Consider the following 21311-nt stretch of genomic DNA (forward strand, 5'->3'; position numbering starts at 1 on the left):
GGGGCAGGTGCAAATCACCGCCGGTCGATCCTGCGAAACGGGACAGGCCCGCGCGGACCGCTAGGCGTCTTGCATCAACTCGGCCAAGGCCCGGCGGATGTCCTCCTCATGCGCCGGTTTCTGTACCGCGATGCCGTGATCCGGCCGCACCGCGCCGCTTGCGTCCTCGATCCCGTTGGTGAGCAACAGAACCGGCAGGCGCTGCGCATTTGCCATGGCGACCGCCTCGGCACTGGCCAGACCGCGCAGATGCGCAGCAAGGATGCAGATGTCAAAGCTCTGCGCCTGCATCATCTGGCAGGCATCCACTTCGCTTGTCGCCAGCTGCAGGGATCCGACCCGGTGCAGCCGGAGCATGTCGCACAGGACCTGCCCGAGCATGACATCCTCCTCCAGCACCAGAACATTCATGTCGCGCCGCATCACGGCACCGCCGCGCGCTGAGACCCGAGACCGGGCCATTGAGGACAGACCCCCGTTTGCGGGCAGACTGGCAGGGGCACACCTGCAACACCATGAGACATATTCACACCTGTTAACACAGCGCGTCGGGACACACGACGCGGACACACCTGGAACGACACAACAGCGCGCAACACGGCGCCATTGCGCTCAATCTGTTCTGTTCTACTCACAAATTGGTAAACGCTGCCGATGACTTTCCGTAAAAAATTCCGTTTTCCGGATGTACACCGTGACCGGGGGCGTCCGGTTCGGTCGGCCCTGCCCTGAAATCAAAGGCAATTTCACCGGGTCAAGTCACCGGCTTTGGCGCGGCCAGCGCGTCGGCGATTTTACGGGCGAGTTTTTCGGCCACCGCCTCCTTGGCCATGCGCGGCCAGGCCTCTGCCCCGGAATCGGAAATGACGGTCACGGAATTCTCCTGACCGCCCATGATTCCCGTGGCGGGCGAGACATCATTGGCCACAATCCAGTCGCACCCCTTGCGCAGCCGCTTGGCGGTGGCGTGTTCGATCACATCGTTGGTTTCCGCGGCAAATCCCACAACCAGCGCCGGGCGGCCAGTTTGCCGCTGGGCCACCCCTTTCAGGATGTCGGGGTTCTCGGCAAAGTCGAGCGTGGGCAGCCCGTCCTTGGACTTCTTCAGCTTGCGGTCCCCGGCAGACGTGACGCGCCAATCGGCCACGGCCGCCGCAAACACGGCAGCATCCGCCGGTAACGCCGCATCCACGGCCGCAGCCATCTCACGTGCGGTTTCCACCGGCACCACCTCCACCCCTTCCGGCGGGGGCACCGTTGCAGGGCCGGTGACAAACACGACCTCCGCCCCCAACGCCCGCAGAGCACGGGCCACCGCCGTGCCCTGCGCGCCAGAAGAACGGTTGGCAATGTAGCGCACCGGATCGATCGGTTCATGGGTCGGGCCGGAGGTGACGACGATCCGCTTGCCCGCGAGCGGCCCCGCGTCGAAATACGCGGCAATCGCGCGCACGATCTCATCGGGTTCTGCCAGCCGCCCCGGGCCGAATTCGCCACAGGCCATGCCGCCTTCATCCGGCCCGACGACCTGCACGCCGTCCCCCATCAGTTGCGCCAGATTGCGCCGGGTGGCCGGGTGCTGCCACATCCGCACATTCATCGCGGGCGCCAGCAGGATCGGCGTATCGGTCGCCAAAAGCAGCGTCGAGGCCAGATCATTGGCGTGGCCCTGCGCCATCTTCGCCATCAGATCCGCGGTTGCCGGCGCCACCACCAGAAGATCGGCGCTGCGCGACAGCTGGATATGCCCCATCTCCGCCTCTGCGGTCAGATCGAACAGATCCCTGTGCACCGCGGTGCCGGCCAGAGCGGAGACCGACAGCGGTGTCACGAACTCCTCTCCCGCGCGGGTCAACACCGGGGTCACCCGCGCGCCTTTGTCCTGCAGGCGACGGATCAGCTCCAGCGATTTATAGGCCGCAATGCCGCCGCCGATAATCAACAGAATATGTTTACCTGACAACATGATGTGCCCTCGCGCAGCCCGATGCCCCTCACCCTACTGTGCCCGCGAGGGAGAGGAAACCGGTTTCCTGTCTCCGGGACAGGCCCGCGCCGCCGGCCCTGGAACAGAGGACCGGCCCCGGTCCGTCACATGGGTCAGTCGAAGGCCGCGCAGGGGTCCGGGCGTTCGACCGGCGGGGCGGAGACAACCGCATCGAAGTCCCCCTCGATCCGACCGGCCTCGGCCTGCCCCAGGGCGAACACTGCCACCTCGTCGGACGCCCTGTGCAGATAGACCGGTACGCCGCGATCGCGACGCGCATGGCCATTGCCCGTGATCACCACAACCGGTCCCCCAGTCTCAGTCAGCGCCGCCAGCGCGGCCCGGGCAAGGGTGGCATCCCGCAAACGTTGAATATCAACCATTGCGGGCAGCAGATGTTCTGGCAGCGCATTGCAATGGGCCGCCTGCTGGTCGGCCTCGCGTTGGGCCTGTTCTGGCGCGGCAAGGGGCATCTCCAGACCAAACCGATCGGCATCGGCCCCAAAGAAGCTGATCACACCTGCGCGCATCGCTGTCCGCGCGTCGGCACGCGGCACCGCCGCGCCCCAGTGACGCGCCGCGCGGGCGGCTTCAAACACCGGTCTGTACAGGGAAAACTCGGGCCAGCCGGACTGCTGCCACGCCAGCACCTGCGGCAGGTCATCCGCCGCTTGCAGCGCCTCAGGCGTCAAACGCGCCGCCTGCTGCTGCGTCAGCATTTCCCATACCACGGCCGCAGGGGCGATCTCGGAAATCAGGGCAGCCTGCGTCCTGTGGTGGTCCGGGTTGTCATGCACCTCGCCCAGAATGACGATGTCGGCCTGCGTTGCACGCCGCAAAAGATCCGGGGAAACCTCCGATTGCGCCATCGCAGGCCCGAAAAGGCACAGGACCCAGACAACGATCCAGCCTGCCAGTGTCAACTGTGTCAGGGCTTTCAGGTGCCCGGCGATTGCGCGGGCCGGGCCCGGCAGGCCAGCTCTGCGTGTTCCAGTCGTCATCCTCATAAGAGGAAGTTCTGCACCTCGCGGGACTGACCTTCAAGCGTCTTGCGCATTTTCACAAAGGCTGCGGCCTCCAGCTGCCGCACCCGTTCCTTGGACAGGCCCAGCTCGGTGCCGAGGCTTTCCAGCGTGCGGGGATCTTCGCGCAGCTTGCGTTCACGCACGATAAAGCGCTCCCGCTCGTTGAGCCCATTGAGCGCCGTCACCAGCCAGTTGCGCAGCTTGCGCGTGTCATGATCGGCCTCGACCAGCTCTGCCGCCTGTTCGCGATCGTCCTCCAGCGCGTCGATCCACTCCCGCCCGTCCTCATCGGCGGATTGCACGGCATTGAGCGAGAAATCCGCCCCGGCCAGGCGACCATCCATCATTTCGACATCACGCAGCGGCACGCCGATTTCCTCGGCGATCATCTGGTGCAGCTTGTGCCGGTCCAGCTCGACCCCTTCGCTCTCTGCGGCGCGTTCCAGCTGTGCCTGAACCCGGCGCATGTTGAAGAACAGGGATTTCTGCGCCGAGGTGGAGCCGGTGCGCACCATCGACCAGTTGCGCATCACGTAATCCTGGATCGACGCCTTGATCCACCATACCGCATAGGTCGAAAATCGCACGCCGCGATCCGGATCGAATTTCTCCGCTGCCTTCATCAGCCCCAGGCCCGCTTCCTGGATCAGGTCGTTCATGGGCGCACCGTAGCGACGGAACTTCGAGGCCATCGACACCGCAAGCCGCATATACGCCGTGATCAGGCGATGCAGCGCCTGCACATCCTTTTCGTCCCGCCATGCATAGGCGAGCGCCAACTCGGTTTCAGCATCCAGAAGCTCGGCTTTCATCGCCCGCTTCGGGAGGGGGTTTTCGGTGGTCTCGTCCAGTGCCATTTTAAACTCCCTGTTCTAAGAACTACGTTGACAACGCGTGAGGGCCGGCTTTGGTTCAAAAATAGTCTAGCTGACTGTCGAAAGTGATCGTGGCATTGAAGGGTTCGGCAGCAGCGCCGTATTGTTTTGCCGGTTGCGAGACCTGTCGCAACGCGAAGCACACTTACAACTTTGAGGGTACCCATCTTGTCGGGCAGAGTCACAGTTATTCTCGGCGGCGCCGCATCCGGAAAATCCGCGTTCGCCGAGCAAGCCTGTGTGAACACAGGAAAAAACCGGATCTATTGGGCAACATCACAAATACTTGACCCCGAGATGCAACAGAAGGTCGCCCGCCATCTGACCCAGAGAGGCGGGGACTGGACCACGATCGAGGAACCCTTTGATGCCAGCCGGGTGATGCCGCGTGTGCAGGCAGAGGATGTCCTGCTGATGGATTGCGCAACAATGTGGCTGACCAACCACCTGCTGGCCGAGCATGATCTGGAGCAGGAAACCGAGGCGCTGCTGGCGGCCATCGCCAACTGCCCTGCCGAGGTCGTGATCGTCACCAATGAAACCGGGCTTGGCATCGTACCGGAGAACGCCCTCGCCCGCCGCTTCCGCGAGGCTCAGGGGAGATTGAACATCGCCCTGGCCGAACAGGCGGAGCGCGTCGTCCTGGTTGCGGCAGGGTTGCCTCTGGTGCTGAAGGGGGCGCTGTGATCACACGATTTCACATGGTCCGCCACGGGCCGACCCACGCAAAATGCATGGTGGGCTGGTCCGACCTGCCTGCCGACCTGTCGGATACCGCAGCGCTTGCACGTTTGTCGGAAACCCTGCCCGCGGATGCGGTTGTGGTCTCCTCCGACCTGCGCCGCGCAGTCACCACGGCGGATGCCATTCAGGGCCCCCGCCGCCGGTTGCCACATGCCCGAGACCTGCGCGAGATGCACTTCGGTGACTGGGAGCAGCAACGCTGGTCAGAGGTTGATGCGCACTCCCCGGACCACATCCGCGCTTTCTGGGAACAGCCCGGTGACATTGCGCCGCCCAATGGCGAAAGCTGGAACACCCTGTTGCAGCGCGTGTCTGACCAGATCGATACGCTATGTCGGACCCATCGCGGCCAGGACATCATCGTCGTGGGTCACTTTGGCCAGATCCTGTGTCAGGTGCAACGCGCCGCCGGCCTGACAGCCTCCGAAGCCTTTGCGCATAAGATCGACAATCTCTCCGTCACCCGGATCGACCACACTCCGGCGGGGTGGCAACTGGGGGCGATAAATCAAATTTTGTGATATGTTATCGCGCAAATATTCGTTTTACTGATGTGCTGCGTGACCCGTAGGATCACCCCATGACATACACACTCTACATCGGTGATCGCATGTATTCCAGTTGGTCTTTGCGCGGCTGGCTCATGCTCGAAAAGTTCTCCCTGCCGCACGAGCTGCGCATGGTGGGACTGTATTCCGGAACCATGGCACAGGACATGGCCGCGCTTGCGCCCGCGCGGCTGGTGCCGACCCTGACCCTGCCCGACGGCACCGTGGTCGGCGAAACCCTGGCGATGGCCGAAACCCTGGCCGAGCGCCATCCGGACGCGGGCCTGTGGCCCAAGGAGGCCGCACATCGGGCCACCGCGCGCTGGCTCTGTGCCGAAATGGTCGCGGGGTTCACCGCCCTGCGCGGCGATTGCTCGATGCAGCTCAGCCATATTTGGCAGGGGTTTCAGCCCTCGGAGGCGGTACTGGCAGATCTGCGGCGGATCGAGACGCTGTTCGCCCACGCGCGCCAGACTTCCGGTCACGCCAGCGGCCCGCTGTTTGGCACCTACAGCCTGGCGGATGTGTTCTACACCCCCGTGGCGGCGCGGATCATCGGCTACGATCTGCCGGTCTCGGCCGAGACCGGCGCCTATTGTGTCGAACTGCTGCGCGATCCGGCTGTGCTGTCCTGGCAAGAGGCCGCACGCGAGGTGACCTATGATCCGGAGCCCTATCAGCTGGACCTGGCCCGCAGGCCTTGGGTGCTCTGAACCGGGCCGCGCACGATTTCGCGGTGGCTTCACGGCCCCTTTAACCAATCAGTAACCACGATTTCCAATGCTGCTCCCTGAGCACCTCATTCGGGGTGTCTCTGGGGGCAGCTATGATTTCACGCGCTCAAACTGTTGCATTTCAGGGGGTTGAGGCCTACCCGGTCGAGGTCCAATGCGCTGTCGCACCGGGGCTTCCGGCCTTTTCCATCGTCGGTCTGCCGGACAAGGCGGTGAGCGAGGCGCGCGACCGGGTGCGCTCGGCGCTGGCAGTGATGTCCATCGCCCTGCCCTCCAAACGGATCACCATCAACCTGTCGCCTGCGGACCTGCCCAAGGAGGGCAGCCATTTTGATCTGCCGATCGCCGTGGCCCTGCTGGCGGCGCTGGAAATCCTGCCCCCCGAAGCGGCCAATGAAACCCTGTCTCTGGGCGAGTTGTCGCTGGACGGCACCCTGGTTGCAATCACCGGCGCCCTGCCCGCCGCGCTGGCGGCTGCGGAACAGGATAGGCTCCTGCTCTGCCCCAGGGGCTCCAGCGCCGAAGCCGCCTGGGTGGAGGCCACAACCGTGATCGGGGCCGCGTCCCTGTCGGATGTGATCCGCCATTTCACCGGCCAGAGCGTCATCACGCCCGCACAGCCCGGCGAGGTGATCGACGGTCCTCCGGACAAGGATCTCTCGGATGTCAAAGGCCAGGAGGTCGCCCGCCGGGCGCTGGAGATCGCCGCCGCCGGACGGCACCACCTGTTGATGAGCGGTCCTCCCGGGGCCGGGAAATCCATGCTGGCCGCCCGCCTGCCGTCGATCCTGCCGCCGCTCACCCCGCAAGAGGCGCTGGAGACGTCGATGATCCACTCCATCTGTGGCCTGATCGAGGCCGGAGGCGTCAGCCGCGCCCGCCCCTATCGCGCGCCGCATCACACCGCCTCGATGGCGGCCATCGTCGGCGGCGGGCGGCGGGCCCAACCGGGTGAAATCAGCCTTGCGCACAATGGCGTCTTGTTTCTGGACGAGCTGCCCGAATTTGCCCGCGCGGTTCTGGAAACCCTGCGCCAACCGCTGGAAACCGGCGATGTGATGGTGGCCCGCGCCAATGCGCATGTGCGCTATCCGAGCCGTTTCATGCTGGTGGCTGCCGCCAATCCCTGCCGCTGCGGCTACATGACCGATCCTGCCCGCGCCTGCCCGCGCGCCCCGGCCTGCGGCGCCGATTACATGGGGCGCATCTCCGGCCCGCTGATGGACAGGTTCGATCTGCGGATCGAGGTGGAGCCCGTGGCCTTTGCCGATCTGGAGCGCAGCCGCCCCGGAGAAAGCTCTGCCACCGTCGCAGATCGCGTTGCGCAGGCCCGCGCCATTCAGGCCGACCGCTACGCGGCGTGCGACGGGGCCACGGTGAATGCCGATGCAGAAGGGCGAATACTGGAAGAGATCGCCCGTCTGGACGCCGACAGCCGCGCCCTGATGATGCAGGCCTCCGAGCGCTTTGGCCTCAGCGCACGCGGCTATCACCGGGTGTTGCGGGTGGCGCGCACCATTGCTGATCTCGATGCCACGCCCGACATCGCGCGCGATCACGTCGCCGAGGCGCTGTCCTACCGGTTGCCGCACTAACCCCGTGGATTACAGCGACATGCGTGCAAAATAGGCGATATCGCACAGCGATCTGCGGGCTTCCGGTATCCAGCCATCAAACAGGTGCCAGACATGGGGCGCTGTGGGGTGCACATCCTCCGAAACCGCCGCACCAGATGCGCGCAGCCGCGCGGCCATGCGGCGGCAATCGTCAAACAGGATCTCGGTCTCGCCATAGTGCAGCAACACCGGCGGACAGTCCGGAAAGGTCGCAAACAGCGGCGAGATACGCGGATCGGCGGCCTCCATCCCCGGGGGCAGGACATAGCCCACCAGTTCCCGAATGCGCGCCGCGGGCAGGAAGGGATCGCGATCCGCATTGCGAGTCAGGCTATCGCCACTCAGGGTCAGATCACACCAGGGCGACATGGCAAACAGGGCCGCTGGCGGGGTGCCCTTGCGGCACAGATGCGACAGCAGTGCCAGCGCCGCGCCGCCCCCGGCGGAATCCCCGCCCAGCACCACATCAGCGGGCGCATAGCCCGATGCGATCAGATGCTCCCAAGCTGCAACCGCGGCGTCAAAAGCCGCCGGAGCGGGGTGCTCTGGCGCGAGCGGATAATCCGGGGCACAGATCTCGAGCCCGGAGAGCAGCGACAACCGACCCAGCATCGGGGCGTAGCTTTTGGGGCTGCCGGCGATATAACCGCCACCGTGGATAAAAAGCACGATCTTGCCGGGCGCACAGCGGCCACACTGGATGCGGTCCAGCCCGGCGCGATCCTGGATATGGCACAGATAGGGCGACGATCGGAACGCCAGCCGCGCCATGCGCTCAAACTCGGCGCGCGCCACCTGTGGCTCTTTTACAGTCAGCAGACGGGGCCGCGCCACATGGCGCAACCCGGTCACCAGCAGATCAAGTGCGCGGCTCACGCGAGGCGCGCCTCGATCGCCTCCCAGACCTTTTCGGCGATATTGACGCCGTTGAACCGCTCCAGCTCCTGAATGCCGGTGGGCGAGGTCACGTTGATCTCGGTCAGGTAGTCACCGATGACGTCGATGCCGACAAACACCTGGCCGCGCTCTTTCAGCAGCGGGCCGATCGCGGCGCAGATTTCAAGGTCACGGTCGGTCAGGCCAATCTTTTCGGGCCGCCCGCCCACATGCATGTTGGAGCGTGTTTCCCCCGCTGCGGGCACGCGGTTGATCGCGCCGACCGGTTCGCCATCCACAAGGATCACCCGCTTGTCACCATTGGACACATCCGGCAGGAATTTCTGCACGATCAGCGGCTCGCGGCTGAAGCCGGTAAACAGCTCGTGCAGAGACGACAGGTTGCGGTCATTGGCATCCAGCCGGAACACGCCGGCCCCGCCATTGCCATAGAGCGGTTTCAGGATCACATCGCCATGTTTGGCCTTGAACGCCTTGATGGTGTCCAGATCGCGGGCGATGGTGGTCGGCGGCGTCAGCTCCGGGAAGTCCAGAACCAGCAGTTTTTCCGGGTAGTTGCGCACCCAGAAGGGATCATTCACCACCAGCGTCACGTCCTTCAGCCGGTCAAGCAGATGGGTCGCGGTGATGTAGTGCATGTCGAACGGCGGATCCTGGCGCAGCCAGACCACGTCGAAATCCGCCAGATCGACCTCGCGCATGTCTCCCAGCGTGGCCGGGGTACCGGCAACGCGCTGCACCACCATGTCCTGACCGCGCGCGGTAATGCGCCCTTCCTGATAGGCCAGTTGATCGGGATCGTAATAAAACAGGTCGTGCCCGCGCTTCTGGGCTTCTTCGGCGAGGCGAAAGCTGCTGTCGGCATTAATGTCGACGCCCATGATCGGGTCCATCTGAAATGCGATTTTCATACTATGTGTCCCTTGTTTCACCATCGTTACATGGCGCAGGCGCGGGCCATGTTCAATGGCTCAGCCGTGGCCATAGGCATTTTCGATAATCTCCACCTCGCCCGCGCCCCAGACCAGCACCACATCAAGCCGCGCGTCGGTGAGTTGCCCCTTGGGTTCGGCATCGAGGAAGGCCGCCGCGCTTGCCATCACCCGCTGCATTTGCGCAGGGCGAATACGGGCGGCGGCTGCGTCGCGGGTGGCGCTCGACTTGACCTCGGCAAAGATCACGCCGTCGCCGTCCCGCAGGATCAGATCAATCTCGCCATGCGGGCCGCGCCAGCGGGTTTCGGCCACCGCATACCCACGGGCGAGATACGCGCGAATGGCGATCTCCTCGGCGGCAGCGCCTGCGATATGAGACCGTTGCCCCGTCGCCCGTTTGCCCTGCCCCATGCTGACCGCCCTCAGTCCTCGCGCGCGATCTGAAGCGCTTGTTGATAGATCTTGCGACGTGGCTCGCCATGCGCCTCGGCGACAATGGCGGCTGCATCCTTGACCGAGTTGTCCCGCAACGCCGCGCGCAGGTCGGCCTCCAGATCCGCGGCGCTGGCCGCGGCCGCCCGCTGACGGTCCACGAGGATGACGATTTCACCCTTTACCGGCGCGTCGGCAAGTCCCGCGGCAAGATCGGCGAGCGATCCGCGGCGGACCTCTTCAAATTTTTTGGTGAGCTCACGGCACAGCGCCGCCTCGCGCCCGCCAAGGACTGCCGCCATATCCGCAAGCGAGGCCGCGACGCGTTTGGGTGATTCGTAAAACACCAGGGTGCCGGGGATATTCGCCACCTCTTCCAGGCGCTTGCGCCGCGCGCCGCTGGCGTTGGGCAGGAACCCGGCAAAGAAAAACGCATCCGTCGGCAGGCCTGCAAGCGTGAGCGCGCAAAGCGCGGCAGAGGCCCCCGGTGCCGCGGTCACCAGATGGCCTGCCTGCGCCGCCTCCCGGCTCAGGTCATAGCCCGGGTCGGCAATCATCGGCATGCCCGCCTCGGACGCATAAGCCACCGATTTTCCTGCCGCAAGATCCGCCATCAGACGCGCGCGTGCCCCGGCCCCGGAGTGGTCATGATAGGCCACGACGGGGCGTTCCCCCAGTGGCACCCCGTGGATGTCGAGGAGCTTGCGCATGGAGCGCGTATCCTCGGCCGCGATCACGTCCGCCGAGGCCAGGACGTCGAGCGCGCGCAGGGTGATGTCCCGTGCGGTGCCGATGGGCGTTGCGACGAAGTACAACCCCGGCGGTAAACTGACGATTTTATGATTCACGCTGGACCCGCTTTTCTGGTCGTCTATGATCGCCCCGAACCAAAACGGGTGCGCGATGCATAACGCCGCAGCCCGGAACAGGGAGTTTATGCGCTTTATGTTTGCTGTTTTCAATCGGGCCCGCAAGATTGTCCTGACCGCCACCGCCGTAGCGGCCTCCGCCCTTGTGGCGGCCTGTGACCCCGGCGCGATTTCCGGCGGGGGACCGACCATCAACACCTCGAAACCTGTCCCTGTTGCTCTGCTGGTGCCACGCGGGTCGGCGCAGCGCGGCGATGATGTGCTGGCGAAAAGCCTGGAAAACGCGGCGCGTCTGGCAATCGCCGACCTCAACGGTGTGCAGGTGGACCTGCGCGTCTACGACACCGCCGGCAACCCGCAGACCGCCGCCAATGTGGCGACACTGGCGGTGCAGGACGGGGCGCGCATCATCCTCGGCCCGGTCTACGCCGAAGCCGCCAATGCCGCAGGCATCGCGGCGGCCAAGCGCGGCGTCAACGTGCTGGCCTTTTCCAACAACACCTCGATCGCCGGCGGCAATGTCTTTGTCATGGGCGCCACCTTCGACAACTCCGCCAACCGGCTGACGCAATATGCGGCCCGCCAGGGCAAACGCACCATGGTCGTGGTCTCCGGCAACAATGCCGCAGGCCAGGCGGGCCGCTCGGCCATCCAGCTGGCCGCCGTTCAAAGCGGCATGACGCTGGCCGGCAATGTGAGCTACGACCTGTCGCAGCAGGGCGTCATCAACGCGGTTCCAACCATTACCAACAGCGTGCGCCAGTCCAATGCGGATGTCATGTTCATGACCGCCACCACCGCAGGTGCGCTGCCGCTGCTGACGCAGCTGCTGCCCGAGGCCGGCGTGAAGACCACCGACGTGCAGTACATGGGCCTCACCCGTTGGGACATTCCCGCCCAGACGCTGGAGCTGCCCGGCGTGCAGAACGGCTGGTTCGCCCTGCCCGACCCGCAGAAGACCGAAGCCTTCCGGGCGCGCTATCAATCCACCTATGGTGCAGCCCCGCACCCCATCGGCGGCCTCGCCTATGACGGGATCGCCGCGATCGGCGCGCTTGTCAGCGCCGGCAATTCCGGTGCCCTCACCGGCGCTGCCCTGACCCAGCCCGCGGGCTTCCAGGGCACCGGTGGTATTTTCCGCCTGCGCCCGGATGGCACCAATGAACGCGGCCTTGCCGTTGCCACGATCCAGGATCAGAAAGTCGTCATCATTGACCCAGCGCCCAGAAGTTTCCCCGGAGCCGGTTCCTGAACCGGCGGACGCCAACACCAAAATCCTTCCTGAACCTCTGGGGTCGCTGATCTGCGACCCCAGTGCGATTTTTGACACCGACGCGATCCGCGCCCGGGTGCATGAACTGTCTCAGGAGGTGCAGGGGGCCGAGTTTCGCGCCGCCGTGGTGACGCTGTTGCGCGAGGCCAACCAGGCCGGGCGCAGTGCCATTGCCGAGGCCTTTGAACTCCAGCCCTTTGCCGCCCGGGAGCTCGCGCGGTCCTATACCTATCTGACCGATGGGCTGGTGACGACGGCACTGACTGCGGCGGTGGACGTGCTGCACCCGATCGCCACCCCCACGACAGGTGAACGGATCTCTGTCTTTGCGGTGGGGGGCTATGGCCGGGGGGAGATGGCGCCCTTTTCCGACGTCGACCTGCTGTTCCTGACGCCCTACAAGATCACCGCCTGGGCGGAGAGCGTGATTGAATCCATGCTCTATATCCTGTGGGATCTGCGGCTGAAGGTCGGCCATTCCAGCCGCACCATCAAGGACTGCATCCGCCTAGGCTCCGAGGATTTCACCATCCGGACCGCCATGCTGGAGCACCGGTTTCTGGCCGGTCACGGCCCCCTCGCGGCAGAATTGGAAGAGCGTTTGGCCAAGGATCTCTTTGCCAAGGACGCCGCCGAGTTCATCGACGCCAAGCTGGCCGAACGCGACGCCCGCCACCTGAAGCAGGGCGAGCGCTACATGGTGGAGCCCAACGTCAAGGAGGGCAAAGGCGGCTTGCGCGATCTGCAATCGCTGTTCTGGATCGCCAAGTATCTCTACAAGGTGCAGGACGTGGCCGAACTGGTGCCCCTTGGCCTGTTTCGCCCCGAAGAATTTGATTTCTTTGCAAAGGCTGAAAACTTCCTCTGGGCCGTGCGGGCGCATCTGCATCTGAGTGCGGGGCGCGCCACCGAGCAACTGACCTTTGACATGCAGGTGCAGGTCGCCGAGCGCATGGGCTATCAGGACACGTCTGGTCGGCGCGCGGTCGAGGTCTTCATGCAGGATTACTTCCGCCATGCCACGCAGGTGGGCGATGTGACCCGCATCCTGCTCTCCAAACTCGAAGACAGCCAGCTCAAGAGCGAACCGCTGCTGGAGCGCATCTTCCGGCGCAAACCGCGCGTCAAACCCGGCTATAAGATCAATCACAACCGTCTGGAAATTGCCGACCCCGAGAGTTTCCTGCAGGACAAGCTGAACCTGTTGCGCATGTTCGAAGAGGCGCTGCGCACAGGCTTGTTGCTGCATCCTGACAGCATGCGACTGGTGCGCGGCAACCTGCATCTGATTGATGACGAAATGCGCAACAACCCGGATGCGCGGCGGATCTTCATCGACCTGCTGCTGAAACACGGCAACCCGGAGCGCGTGCTGCGGCGCATGAATGAACTGGGGGTTCTGTCGACCTTCATCCCGGAGTTCGAGCCGATCGTGGCGATGATGCAGTTCAACATGTATCACTCCTACACGGTGGATGAGCACACGATCCAAGTGATCTCCAACTTCTCTGCCATTGAGCGGGGCGAGCTGGAGGATGAGTTGCCGCTGTCGTCCTCGCTGATCAAACAGGGCGTCAATCGCAAGGTGCTGATCATCGCCATGCTGCTGCATGACATCGGCAAGGGACGTCCGCAGGACCACTCTATTCTTGGCGCGCAGATCGCCCGCAAGGTCGCGCCTCGGCTGGGGCTCAACAAATCCGAATCCGAGACGGTGGAATGGCTGGTGCGCTACCATCTGCTGATGTCGGACACCGCACAGAAACGCGACATTGCCGACCCGCGCACGGTGCGCGATTTTGCCAAGGCGGTGCAGACGGTCAAACGGCTGGATCTCTTGCTGCTGCTGACGGTCTGCGACATTCGCGGCGTCGGCCCGGATACGTGGAACAACTGGAAAGCGGTGCTCTTGCGCGCGCTTTATAACCAGACCCGCGATGCGATGGAGAACGGGCTCGAAGCCTTTAACCGCGAGCATCGCGGCACCGAGGCCAAGAAACGCCTGCGCAAGGCCCTGCCCGACTGGGAAAAAGCCGCCGTCAAACGCGAAACCGCCCGCCATTATCCGCCCTATTGGCAGGGGCTGCATGTCACCGCGCATGTGGATTTTGCCGAGATGCTGCGCGAGATCGACAGGCTGGATGACCCTTCGGCCATGCTGGTGCGTCTGCACCCGGACGAAGACCGCGACGCCACCCGCGCCTGTTTCGTGATGCCGGACCATCCGGGCATTTTTGCCCGTATCGCGGGCGCGCTGGCGCTGGTGGGGGCCAATGTGGTCGATGCGCGCAGCTACACCACCAAGGACGGGTTTGTGACCGATGCCTTCTGGATTCAGGATGCTGACGGTCACCCGTTCGAGGCCTCCCGCCTGCCCCGCCTGCGCAGCATGATCGAGAAAACCCTGCATGGTGAAGTGATCGCCCGCGACGCGCTGAAATCGCGCGACAAGATCAAGAAGCGCGAGCGCGCGTTCCGGGTGCCGACCCATATCACCTTTGATAACGACGGTTCCGATATCTACACCATCATCGAGGTGGACACCCGCGACCGCCCCGGCCTGCTCTATGACCTGGCGCGCACCTTGGCGGCGGCGAACGTCTATATCGCCAATGCGGTCATCGCGACCTACGGCGAACAGGTGGTGGACAGTTTCTACGTCAAGGACATGTTCGGTTTGAAATACCACTCCGCAGCCAAGCAGCAGTCGCTCGAGAAAAAACTGCGCGAAGCCATCATCGACGGTGCAAAGCGGGCCGATACATGAAGCCGATCAAATTGATGTCCGGCTTTATGACAGTCGGATTCTGGACGCTGGCGAGCCGGGTTCTGGGCTTCATGCGTGAAATCCTGATCGCCGCCTATATCGGTCCCGGTGTTCTGGGAGATGCGTTTTACGCCGCCTTCCGCCTGCCCAATATGTTCCGCCGTTTCTTTGCCGAGGGCGCGTTCAACGCAGCCTTCGTGCCGATGTTTGCCAAACGCTGGGAGGCGGATGAGAACCCGCAGGGCTTTGCCCAAGATGCGTTCAATCTTCTTGCCGCCTCGGTTCTGTTGCTGACGGCATTGGGCATGGTGTTCATGCCGGCGCTGGTGCTGCTGACCGCCGGTGGTTTTGACGGCGATGCGCGGTTTGATCTGACCGTGGGCTATGGCCGCATTGTCTTTCCTTATATCCTCTGCATGTCGCTGGCCGCACTGTTTTCCGGCGTTTTGAATGCCACCGGGCGCTTTGCGGCAGCGGCGGCGGCGCCGGTGCTGTTGAACATCCTCGCCTGCGCCGCAATGATCGCGGGCGCTTTACTCGGACAAGAGGTAATCGACTGGCTGGTCTGGGTGATCCCCTTTGCAGGCATCGCGCAACTGGCGCTGGTCTGGAGCGCCGCCGCACGTGCGGGCATCTCCCTGCGCCCCGGATTGCCCCGCCTCACCCCCGAGATGAAGCAACTGGTGCGCGTCGCCCTGCCCGCCGCCCTCGCGATGGGGGTGACACAGGTCAATCTGGTGGTGGGTCAGGCAGTTGCCTCCAGCTACGCCGGTGCGGTTTCCTGGCTTTCGCTGGCGGATCGGCTCTATCAATTGCCGCTTGGCGTGGTGGGCATCGCGGTGGGCATCGTCTTGCTGCCCGACCTGTCGCGCCGCCTGCGGGCCGGAGACGATCAGGGCGCGCAGGATGCGCTGTCGCGCGCGGGCGAGTTTTCCCTGCTGCTGACGATCCCATCCGCCGTGGCCTTTATCGCCATTCCGCTGCCGCTGGTCTCTGTCCTGTATGAGCGTGGCGCAACGGGACCGCAGGATGCGGCAGCCATTGCCATGGCCGTGGCCATCTACGGCGCAGGGCTGCCGGCGTTTGTTCTGCAAAAAGTGCTGCAACCGCTCTACTTTGCGCGCGAAGACACTCGTAGCCCGTTTCACTACGCGCTTGTTGCAATGGTGGTGAACGCCGTTCTTGCGGTGGGATTGCAACCTGTCTTTGGCTGGCTGGCCCCGGCCATCGCCGCCCCGGCGGCGGGCTGGGTGATGGTGCTGCAACTCTGGCTCGGCGCACGGCGCATGGGGGCGGCGGCGCAGTTTGACGCGCGCTTTCAACGCCGTTGCTTGCGCATCGTGCTGGCATCAATTGCCATGGGCGGCGTTTTGTTCGCCGCCGCCGCACTGCTCGGCCCGGCATTGGCGACGGCCTACTGGCGCTACCTCGCCCTGCTGGCGCTGATCGTGATCGGTGCGGTGGCCTATTTCGCCATCGGCCAGATCATCGGGGCCTTCAGACTGTCGGAGTTCAGATCGGCCCTGCGGCGCGGCAAAGCCTGACCGCGGGGCCCCACCCCATCACCGTTCCTGACGCAGTTTCTGCAAGATCCGCGCCCACCCGCCGGGCACCAGAAAGAACGACATCATAAATCCGGTGCCAAAGCCCGCGAGGTCGGCCACCCACTCCGGGCTGCCGCCAAAGATCAGGCCAAAGAGCAGCTGAATACCCATCAAGAAGGCAATCAGGGAGAACGCCCGATATTGCTGCGCCCCCACGGTCGCAAGCGACAGCCACAACAGATGGGTAAACCCACCAATCAGCCCATAGACCGCCGGAAAGCCCCCGATCAACGCCACATTGCCGCCCACCAAGAGCGCATAGGCCAGCGCCCCGCCGATGGCAGAGCCGAGAAAGATCAACACCACGGCGATCTCTCCCATCGCTTCGCCCACCATCTTGCCCATGGCCAGCAGGAACACGCAGACAAAGATCGTCTGGGTAAAAACGCCATGCACAAAAGCGTAGGAGACAAAGCGCTTTAGCAGATCAAAGGGCCAGGTTCCGCTCTCCCACATCCACCAGAAATACTGCGCGCCAAAGCCGTATTCCTGTAGCGCGCTCAATCGCCAGCCGACCGCCTCCGGCCCGCCGATCAGGCCGCGCGCGCCGAGCGAGAACACCACTTCGATCCCGAGGATCACGATCACCAGAGCCACCACCACCGGTGGCAGCGCGTTAAAGGGGGATTGGTTTTGATCTTGCATTGGTCCTGCTCTCCGGCGCTCTCTCGCGCTCTCTGCGGGTCTAGGCCTGTTGACGACACTCTGCGCCATGGGTAAGCGACGATGGTGCATAATTCCAGACGGGAGTTTTCGACGATGAGCGAAACCAGCTTCACCCCGCGTGTCTTTTCAGGCATCCAGCCTTCGGGCAATCTGCATCTGGGGAATTACCTCGGTGCATTGAAGCGGTTCGTCGACTGGCAAGCGCGGGATGTGGAATCCATCTACTGTATGGTGGACCTGCATGCGATCACCGTCTGGCAAGACCCGGCTGATCTGAAAAAGGCCACCCGTGAGCTGTGCGCCGGTTTTATCGCCGCCGGGCTTGATCCGGAAAAATCCATTCTGATCAACCAGAGCCAGGTACCAGAGCACGCGCAACTGGCCTGGATCTTCAACTGTGTCGCCCGCATGGGCTGGATGCAGCGGATGACCCAGTGGAAGGACAAGGCCGGCAAGAACCAGCAGAATGCCTCGCTCGGCCTGCTGGCCTATCCCGCGCTGATGGCGGCGGATATCCTTGTCTATCACGCCACCCATGTGCCGGTGGGCGAGGATCAGAAACAGCACCTTGAGCTGACCCGCGACATCGCGATCAAGTTCAACCACGACTACGGTGTGAATTTCTTCCCCGAGACCGAGCCGGTGATCGAGGGCGCGGCCACCCGGGTGATGTCCCTGCGCGATGGGTCCAAGAAGATGTCGAAATCGGACCCCTCTGATGCGAGCCGCATCAACCTGACCGATGATGCCGACACCATCGCCAAGAAGATCCGCAAGGCCAAAACCGACCCCGAGGCCCTGCCTTCGGAAGCCAAAGGGCTGGAGGACCGCCCGGAGGCCCGCAACCTGGTCAACATCTACGCGGCCATGTCCGGCCAATCGGTGGATCAGGTGCTGGCGGATGTGGGTGGCAAGCAGTTCTCGGAGTTCAAACCAATGCTGGCGGATCTGGCGGTTGAAAAAATGGCTCCGATCACCACCGAAATGGCCCGGTTGATGGAAAATCAGGACGAGATCGACAAGATCCTCGCCCGAGGCTCCGAACGCGCACGCGAGATCACCGTACCGATCCTGCGCAAGACCTACGACATCGTCGGCATGGTTGCGCCGGTCGAAATCTGACCTGCGCAACACTGCCGTCCGAACACGCCAAGGGCCGCCCAGAGGGTGGCCCTTACGTATATGTGATGCAACTTTTGTCCGGTTCCTGCGTTCTTCAGTCACAGTCATGTGCTGACACAGGAAAGGACGCGCAATGAAACCGGGATTCTTCAGATCGGCCACCGCATTGGCCGTCATCACCTCGCTGGCGGCACCGATGCCGGTCGTGGCCCAAACTGAAGGCGACGCAGCATTCGATCTCAGCCAGATGAGCGAAACCGAAATCGCGGCGCTGGTGGAGCGTTGCCGAGAAGGCGCTGAGGCGGATGCAGAGGCCGAAGGGACTGACCCGATTGCCGCGTTCTGCGCAGAATATGGTGAAGGCACCTATGATGAGGCGCTGCCGGTTGAGTTGCAGTCCGGCTCCATCCTGTCGGCCTTGGCACCGGCCGCTGAGGAAGTGAGCGACCTCGAACAGAAACTGGAAGAGGCGGCAGACGCTGTACCAGAACCCGCAGCAGAAGCGGACGCTGGCGAAGAGGTGCAAGAAGCGCCCCTCGATGAGGCCTCTGCTGCGGAGGCTGAAGACACCACCGCCCCCGCCGAGACGACCGACAGCACCGCTGAAACAGAGCCCGCAGAGGCAGAGCAATCTGCCGAGGCCGATCAAACAGAAGGCGCTGCGACTGACGCAGACGCGGCAGTTGAAGCACAACCAACCACCGATGAGCCCGCTGAAGCGCTAGCGGAGGAACTGGCCGCAGAAAACGCCGATGCCACCACCGAGGCTGAGGCTGAGGCTGAGGCTGAGGCTGAGGCTGAGGCTGAGGCTGAGGCTGAGGCTGAGGCTGAGGTGGCCGAGACCGCTCCTGTTTACAACCCCGAAGTCACCGAACGCAACAGTCAGGAACAAGCCGACGCATTGGCGGACACCCAGACCGAAACAACTGCCGCTGCCGCAGCAGGGGATGACGCGGATGCCGAAGCTGAGGTGATTGAAGAGACCGTGACCGAAGACACCGCGCGCAGCTCTGCGGAGGAATTCGACACCAAGGTGAACGAGACCGCCGCGGCCGAAGACGCCGCCCCTGCCGCACCGAGCGCCGAAGCAGACTCCGATGATGGCCTGTCCAAACTGGAAAAGGCCGCGCTCTTGGGGCTTGGCGCCTTTGCGGTTGGCCAATTGCTGAAGTCCGGCGAGACCGTGGTCTCTAACAGCGGGGACCGCGCGGTGGTTGAACAGGACGGCCAGTATCGCGTCATCAAGAATGACGACGCCCTGCTGCGCCAGCCGGGGTCGAACGTGAAGACCTATCAGTTCAAGGACGGCTCCACCCGCACCGTGGTCACGCGCGACGACGGTATTGAGGTCGAAACCATCCGCGCCGCCGATGGCCGTGTGTTGCGCCGCAGCAAGACCCTGACCGATGGCCGCACGGTGGTGTTGTTCGACGACACGCAACAGGCCGAAAAGGTCGTGGTGACCGACCTGCCCGAGGCGGCGCCGCGCCGGAGTGCCTTCGCAACCGATGGCAGCATCTCCGCCGAGGATCTCGCCGCCGCGCTTGCGGCGCAACAGCCCGAAGGCGTTGACCGTCGTTTCTCGCTGGCACAGGTGCGCAACATCGATGCGGTGCGCCGATTGGTGCCGGAAATCAACGTCGACAAGGTGACGTTTGAGACCGGCTCCTCGGTGATCCGCCCGGAGCAGGCCGAAGAGCTGACGGACCTTGGCAATGCGCTGCGCCAGATGGTCGAGCAAAATCCAACTGAGGTGTTCCTGATCGAGGGCCACACCGATGCGGTGGGGGCGGCGACCTATAACCTCGCGCTGTCGGATCGCCGGGCGGAAACCGTGGCGCTGGCGCTGACCGAGTATTTTGACGTGCCGCCGGAAAACATGGTCATTCAGGGCTATGGCGAAAGCGATCTGGCGGTGCCAGTGCTGGACGCCGAACGGGCCAACCGGCGTGTCACCGTGCGCCGCATTACACCGCTGCTGGCGTCCCGGCAGTAAGCCGCGACGGCCAGACCCGAACACAATTTGCCCCGGCGCTGCGCCGGGGCTTTTTCTGTTGCAATCCTGTTCCGCTGCAAAGGCCTTCGCACAGCGGGCGACAAAAAACAGCCGCCCCTGTCGGAGCGGCTGCTGTCATCTGATCTTGGTCCAGGCAGGTTACGGGCACGCGGCCTTGTAGGTCTGACCTGCACTGTTGCGATAGGTACATTGACGCGGCGCGTTTGCCCCCACCTGCGCGCCCACGGCGCCGCCGATCAGAGTCGCGGCCGTCTTGCCGCTGCCGGAGCCGACCTGGTTGCCCACTGCTGCACCGGCCAAGGCGCCGGTCACCGCATTGATGTCCTGATTGTCGGAGCAGCCCGCCACAAACACGCTGGCCGCAAAGAGCGCCGCAAGAACGCCAGAAGTCTTAGACATAATCCCATCTCCTCTCTGATTTCCCGGGGAGACAGGGCCGAAACCACGCAGGGCCATCGCCGCCACATACGCCTCAACCCCACCCCGGTGATGGTTAATCGTCCTTGACTAAACGTAGGGCGGCGCGGAATGTTCCCAAGCTTTTGGCCAGAAGAGCCATGGCGCGAGCAAGCTCTTGCCGATGTATATCGACGGCAGCCTAAAGCCCCGCAACCCCTTCCAGCGTCAGGCGCGCGACCAGATCGGCATAGCCTTTGCGGTCTTCGGTGTCGGCATCGGCATTCCACATGTAATGCCAGTTCAACATGCCAAAGACAGACATGGTGACCGCCCGCAGCTTGCCCTTGTCCGCACCAAGCGTCTCGGGTGCGGCGTCGCGGATGGCGGCGCTCATGAATTTCACCATTTCACGCTGATAGGCGCGCAGATGCTCCTGTTGTGGGTCCGGCAGGGCCGAAATCGCGTTGAGCTGCACCTTGTGCTCGTGATCCGCCCCCTCATAGGCCAAGAGCACCTCTGTCAGGATACATCTCAGCCGCGCCACCGGGTCTAGATCGCTCAGGTCCATCTGGCAGACCCGATCCCGCAGCCTGCGCAGGTAGCTGTCCAGCAGGTCGAACAGCAGCGCGTCCTTGCCCTCGTAATAGTGGTAGATATTGGCCTTCGAGATCCCGCAGGCGCGCGCGATCTGGGTCATCGAGGCCCGGTCATAGCCTTCTTCGGCAAACAGCCGCGCCGAGGCCGACAGGATCAGCGCGCGCTTTTGGTCGTGGTCTTTGGCAATGGTCCGGGCCAAGAGCG

General features: G+C 63.9%; 20 protein-coding genes. 9 read left to right on the forward strand and 11 right to left on the reverse strand.

What is annotated here, in order from left to right; translation table 11 throughout:
• Positions 1-60 precede the first annotated feature (60 nt).
• The 4 genes from MHM88_RS15620 to MHM88_RS15635 all read right to left on the reverse strand — a co-directional run bounded on the left by MHM88_RS15620 (position 61) and on the right by MHM88_RS15635 (position 3869).
• Positions 61-462 (reverse strand): hypothetical protein, encoded by a 402-nt coding sequence (locus MHM88_RS15620; protein ID WP_239367332.1) that lies wholly within the window; start codon positions 460-462, stop codon positions 61-63.
• 292 nt (positions 463-754) lie between these two features.
• Complete coding sequence (coaBC, locus tag MHM88_RS15625) at positions 755-1966, reverse strand: bifunctional phosphopantothenoylcysteine decarboxylase/phosphopantothenate--cysteine ligase CoaBC (protein WP_239367333.1); 1212 nt, start codon at positions 1964-1966, stop codon at positions 755-757.
• Between the two features lie 134 nt (positions 1967-2100).
• Positions 2101-2988, reverse strand: a complete 888-nt coding sequence (locus MHM88_RS15630) for a ChaN family lipoprotein (protein WP_239367335.1) — start codon at positions 2986-2988, stop codon at positions 2101-2103.
• A 2-nt stretch (positions 2989-2990) separates the two neighbouring features.
• Entirely contained in the window at positions 2991-3869 is an 879-nt protein-coding gene (locus MHM88_RS15635) for an RNA polymerase factor sigma-32 (RefSeq protein ID WP_239322787.1), read from the reverse strand.
• A gap of 186 nt (positions 3870-4055) precedes the next feature.
• Here MHM88_RS15635 and cobU point away from each other — a divergent pair, with 186 nt between their 5' ends.
• From cobU to MHM88_RS15655, 4 genes are all read left to right on the forward strand, one after another.
• Positions 4056-4574: a bifunctional adenosylcobinamide kinase/adenosylcobinamide-phosphate guanylyltransferase gene (gene cobU / locus MHM88_RS15640; protein ID WP_239367337.1), complete on the forward strand. Its 519-nt coding sequence runs from the start codon at positions 4056-4058 to the stop codon at positions 4572-4574.
• Complete coding sequence (locus MHM88_RS15645; protein WP_239367339.1) at positions 4571-5152, forward strand: histidine phosphatase family protein; 582 nt, start codon at positions 4571-4573, stop codon at positions 5150-5152. Before cobU ends, MHM88_RS15645 begins: the two co-directional genes overlap by 4 nt.
• Before the next feature lie 59 nt (positions 5153-5211).
• A complete protein-coding gene (locus tag MHM88_RS15650) occupies positions 5212-5892 on the forward strand; it encodes a glutathione S-transferase (RefSeq protein ID WP_239367341.1) in 681 nt (226 codons plus the stop codon).
• A 113-nt stretch (positions 5893-6005) separates the two neighbouring features.
• Positions 6006-7508, forward strand: coding sequence for a YifB family Mg chelatase-like AAA ATPase (locus MHM88_RS15655; protein WP_239367343.1), 1503 nt, complete (start codon positions 6006-6008; stop codon positions 7506-7508).
• Between the two features lie 9 nt (positions 7509-7517).
• Here MHM88_RS15655 and MHM88_RS15660 read toward each other — a convergent pair whose 3' ends face one another.
• From MHM88_RS15660 to rsmI, 4 genes are read right to left on the reverse strand one after another with little or no spacing between them, the layout of a single operon-like run.
• Positions 7518-8405, reverse strand: coding sequence for an alpha/beta hydrolase (locus MHM88_RS15660; RefSeq protein WP_239367345.1), 888 nt, complete (start codon positions 8403-8405; stop codon positions 7518-7520).
• Complete coding sequence (gshB, locus tag MHM88_RS15665; RefSeq protein ID WP_239367347.1) at positions 8402-9337, reverse strand: glutathione synthase; 936 nt, start codon at positions 9335-9337, stop codon at positions 8402-8404. The genes MHM88_RS15660 and gshB overlap by 4 nt, the downstream gene beginning before the upstream one ends.
• Positions 9338-9397: 60 nt before the next feature.
• Positions 9398-9772, reverse strand: a complete 375-nt coding sequence (locus MHM88_RS15670) for a YraN family protein (protein WP_239367349.1) — start codon at positions 9770-9772, stop codon at positions 9398-9400.
• 11 nt (positions 9773-9783) lie between these two features.
• Positions 9784-10641 (reverse strand): 16S rRNA (cytidine(1402)-2'-O)-methyltransferase, encoded by an 858-nt coding sequence (gene rsmI, locus MHM88_RS15675; RefSeq protein WP_239367351.1) that lies wholly within the window; start codon positions 10639-10641, stop codon positions 9784-9786.
• 97 nt (positions 10642-10738) lie between these two features.
• On the opposite strand from rsmI, the gene MHM88_RS15680 reads away from it, so the two are divergent.
• From MHM88_RS15680 to murJ, 3 genes are read left to right on the forward strand one after another with little or no spacing between them, the layout of a single operon-like run.
• Positions 10739-11914: a penicillin-binding protein activator gene (locus tag MHM88_RS15680; RefSeq protein ID WP_370687499.1), complete on the forward strand. Its 1176-nt coding sequence runs from the start codon at positions 10739-10741 to the stop codon at positions 11912-11914.
• Entirely contained in the window at positions 11874-14702 is a 2829-nt protein-coding gene (locus MHM88_RS15685; protein WP_239367355.1) for a [protein-PII] uridylyltransferase, read from the forward strand. The genes MHM88_RS15680 and MHM88_RS15685 overlap by 41 nt, the downstream gene beginning before the upstream one ends.
• A complete protein-coding gene (murJ, locus tag MHM88_RS15690; protein ID WP_239367357.1) occupies positions 14699-16246 on the forward strand; it encodes a murein biosynthesis integral membrane protein MurJ in 1548 nt (515 codons plus the stop codon). The genes MHM88_RS15685 and murJ overlap by 4 nt, the downstream gene beginning before the upstream one ends.
• 18 nt (positions 16247-16264) lie before the next feature.
• Here murJ and MHM88_RS15695 read toward each other — a convergent pair whose 3' ends face one another.
• Positions 16265-16951 (reverse strand): rhomboid family intramembrane serine protease, encoded by a 687-nt coding sequence (locus MHM88_RS15695; RefSeq protein WP_239367359.1) that lies wholly within the window; start codon positions 16949-16951, stop codon positions 16265-16267.
• 114 nt (positions 16952-17065) lie between these two features.
• On the opposite strand from MHM88_RS15695, the gene trpS reads away from it, so the two are divergent.
• Positions 17066-18094, forward strand: coding sequence for a tryptophan--tRNA ligase (trpS, locus tag MHM88_RS15700; protein WP_239322775.1), 1029 nt, complete (start codon positions 17066-17068; stop codon positions 18092-18094).
• A 133-nt stretch (positions 18095-18227) separates the two neighbouring features.
• Positions 18228-20090, forward strand: coding sequence for an OmpA family protein (locus MHM88_RS15705; protein ID WP_239367361.1), 1863 nt, complete (start codon positions 18228-18230; stop codon positions 20088-20090).
• Positions 20091-20249: 159 nt separating this feature from the next.
• Here the strand turns inward: MHM88_RS15705 and MHM88_RS15710 are convergent, their stop codons facing one another.
• Both MHM88_RS15710 and MHM88_RS15715 read right to left on the reverse strand, forming a co-directional pair.
• A complete protein-coding gene (locus tag MHM88_RS15710) occupies positions 20250-20510 on the reverse strand; it encodes a glycine zipper 2TM domain-containing protein (RefSeq protein ID WP_239322773.1) in 261 nt (86 codons plus the stop codon).
• Between the two features lie 199 nt (positions 20511-20709).
• Complete coding sequence (locus tag MHM88_RS15715) at positions 20710-21306, reverse strand: TetR/AcrR family transcriptional regulator (RefSeq protein ID WP_239367363.1); 597 nt, start codon at positions 21304-21306, stop codon at positions 20710-20712.
• Positions 21307-21311: the final 5 nt, after the last annotated feature.

It is taken from the genome of Epibacterium sp. MM17-32 (assembly GCF_022348205.1).
GTDB lineage: Bacteria > Pseudomonadota > Alphaproteobacteria > Rhodobacterales > Rhodobacteraceae > Epibacterium.

Excerpts from the sequence above, each read along its gene's own strand:
- MHM88_RS15620 (WP_239367332.1), bottom strand. The coding sequence starts at position 462 with ATGGCCCGGTCTCGGGTCTCAGCGCGCGGCGGTGCCGTGATGCGGCGC.
- MHM88_RS15650 (WP_239367341.1), top strand. The coding sequence starts at position 5,212 with ATGACATACACACTCTACATCGGTGATCGCATGTATTCCAGTTGGTCT.
- MHM88_RS15630 (WP_239367335.1), bottom strand. The coding sequence starts at position 2,988 with ATGACGACTGGAACACGCAGAGCTGGCCTGCCGGGCCCGGCCCGCGCA.
- MHM88_RS15670 (WP_239367349.1), bottom strand. The coding sequence starts at position 9,772 with ATGGGGCAGGGCAAACGGGCGACGGGGCAACGGTCTCATATCGCAGGC.
- MHM88_RS15695 (WP_239367359.1), bottom strand. The coding sequence starts at position 16,951 with ATGCAAGATCAAAACCAATCCCCCTTTAACGCGCTGCCACCGGTGGTG.
- MHM88_RS15655 (WP_239367343.1), top strand. The coding sequence starts at position 6,006 with ATGATTTCACGCGCTCAAACTGTTGCATTTCAGGGGGTTGAGGCCTAC.
- MHM88_RS15680 (WP_370687499.1), top strand. The coding sequence starts at position 10,739 with ATGTTTGCTGTTTTCAATCGGGCCCGCAAGATTGTCCTGACCGCCACC.
- murJ (WP_239367357.1), top strand. The coding sequence starts at position 14,699 with ATGAAGCCGATCAAATTGATGTCCGGCTTTATGACAGTCGGATTCTGG.
- MHM88_RS15710 (WP_239322773.1), bottom strand. The coding sequence starts at position 20,510 with ATGTCTAAGACTTCTGGCGTTCTTGCGGCGCTCTTTGCGGCCAGCGTG.
- gshB (WP_239367347.1), bottom strand. The coding sequence starts at position 9,337 with ATGAAAATCGCATTTCAGATGGACCCGATCATGGGCGTCGACATTAAT.
- MHM88_RS15635 (WP_239322787.1), bottom strand. The coding sequence starts at position 3,869 with ATGGCACTGGACGAGACCACCGAAAACCCCCTCCCGAAGCGGGCGATG.
- trpS (WP_239322775.1), top strand. The coding sequence starts at position 17,066 with ATGAGCGAAACCAGCTTCACCCCGCGTGTCTTTTCAGGCATCCAGCCT.
- MHM88_RS15705 (WP_239367361.1), top strand. The coding sequence starts at position 18,228 with ATGAAACCGGGATTCTTCAGATCGGCCACCGCATTGGCCGTCATCACC.
- coaBC (WP_239367333.1), bottom strand. The coding sequence starts at position 1,966 with ATGTTGTCAGGTAAACATATTCTGTTGATTATCGGCGGCGGCATTGCG.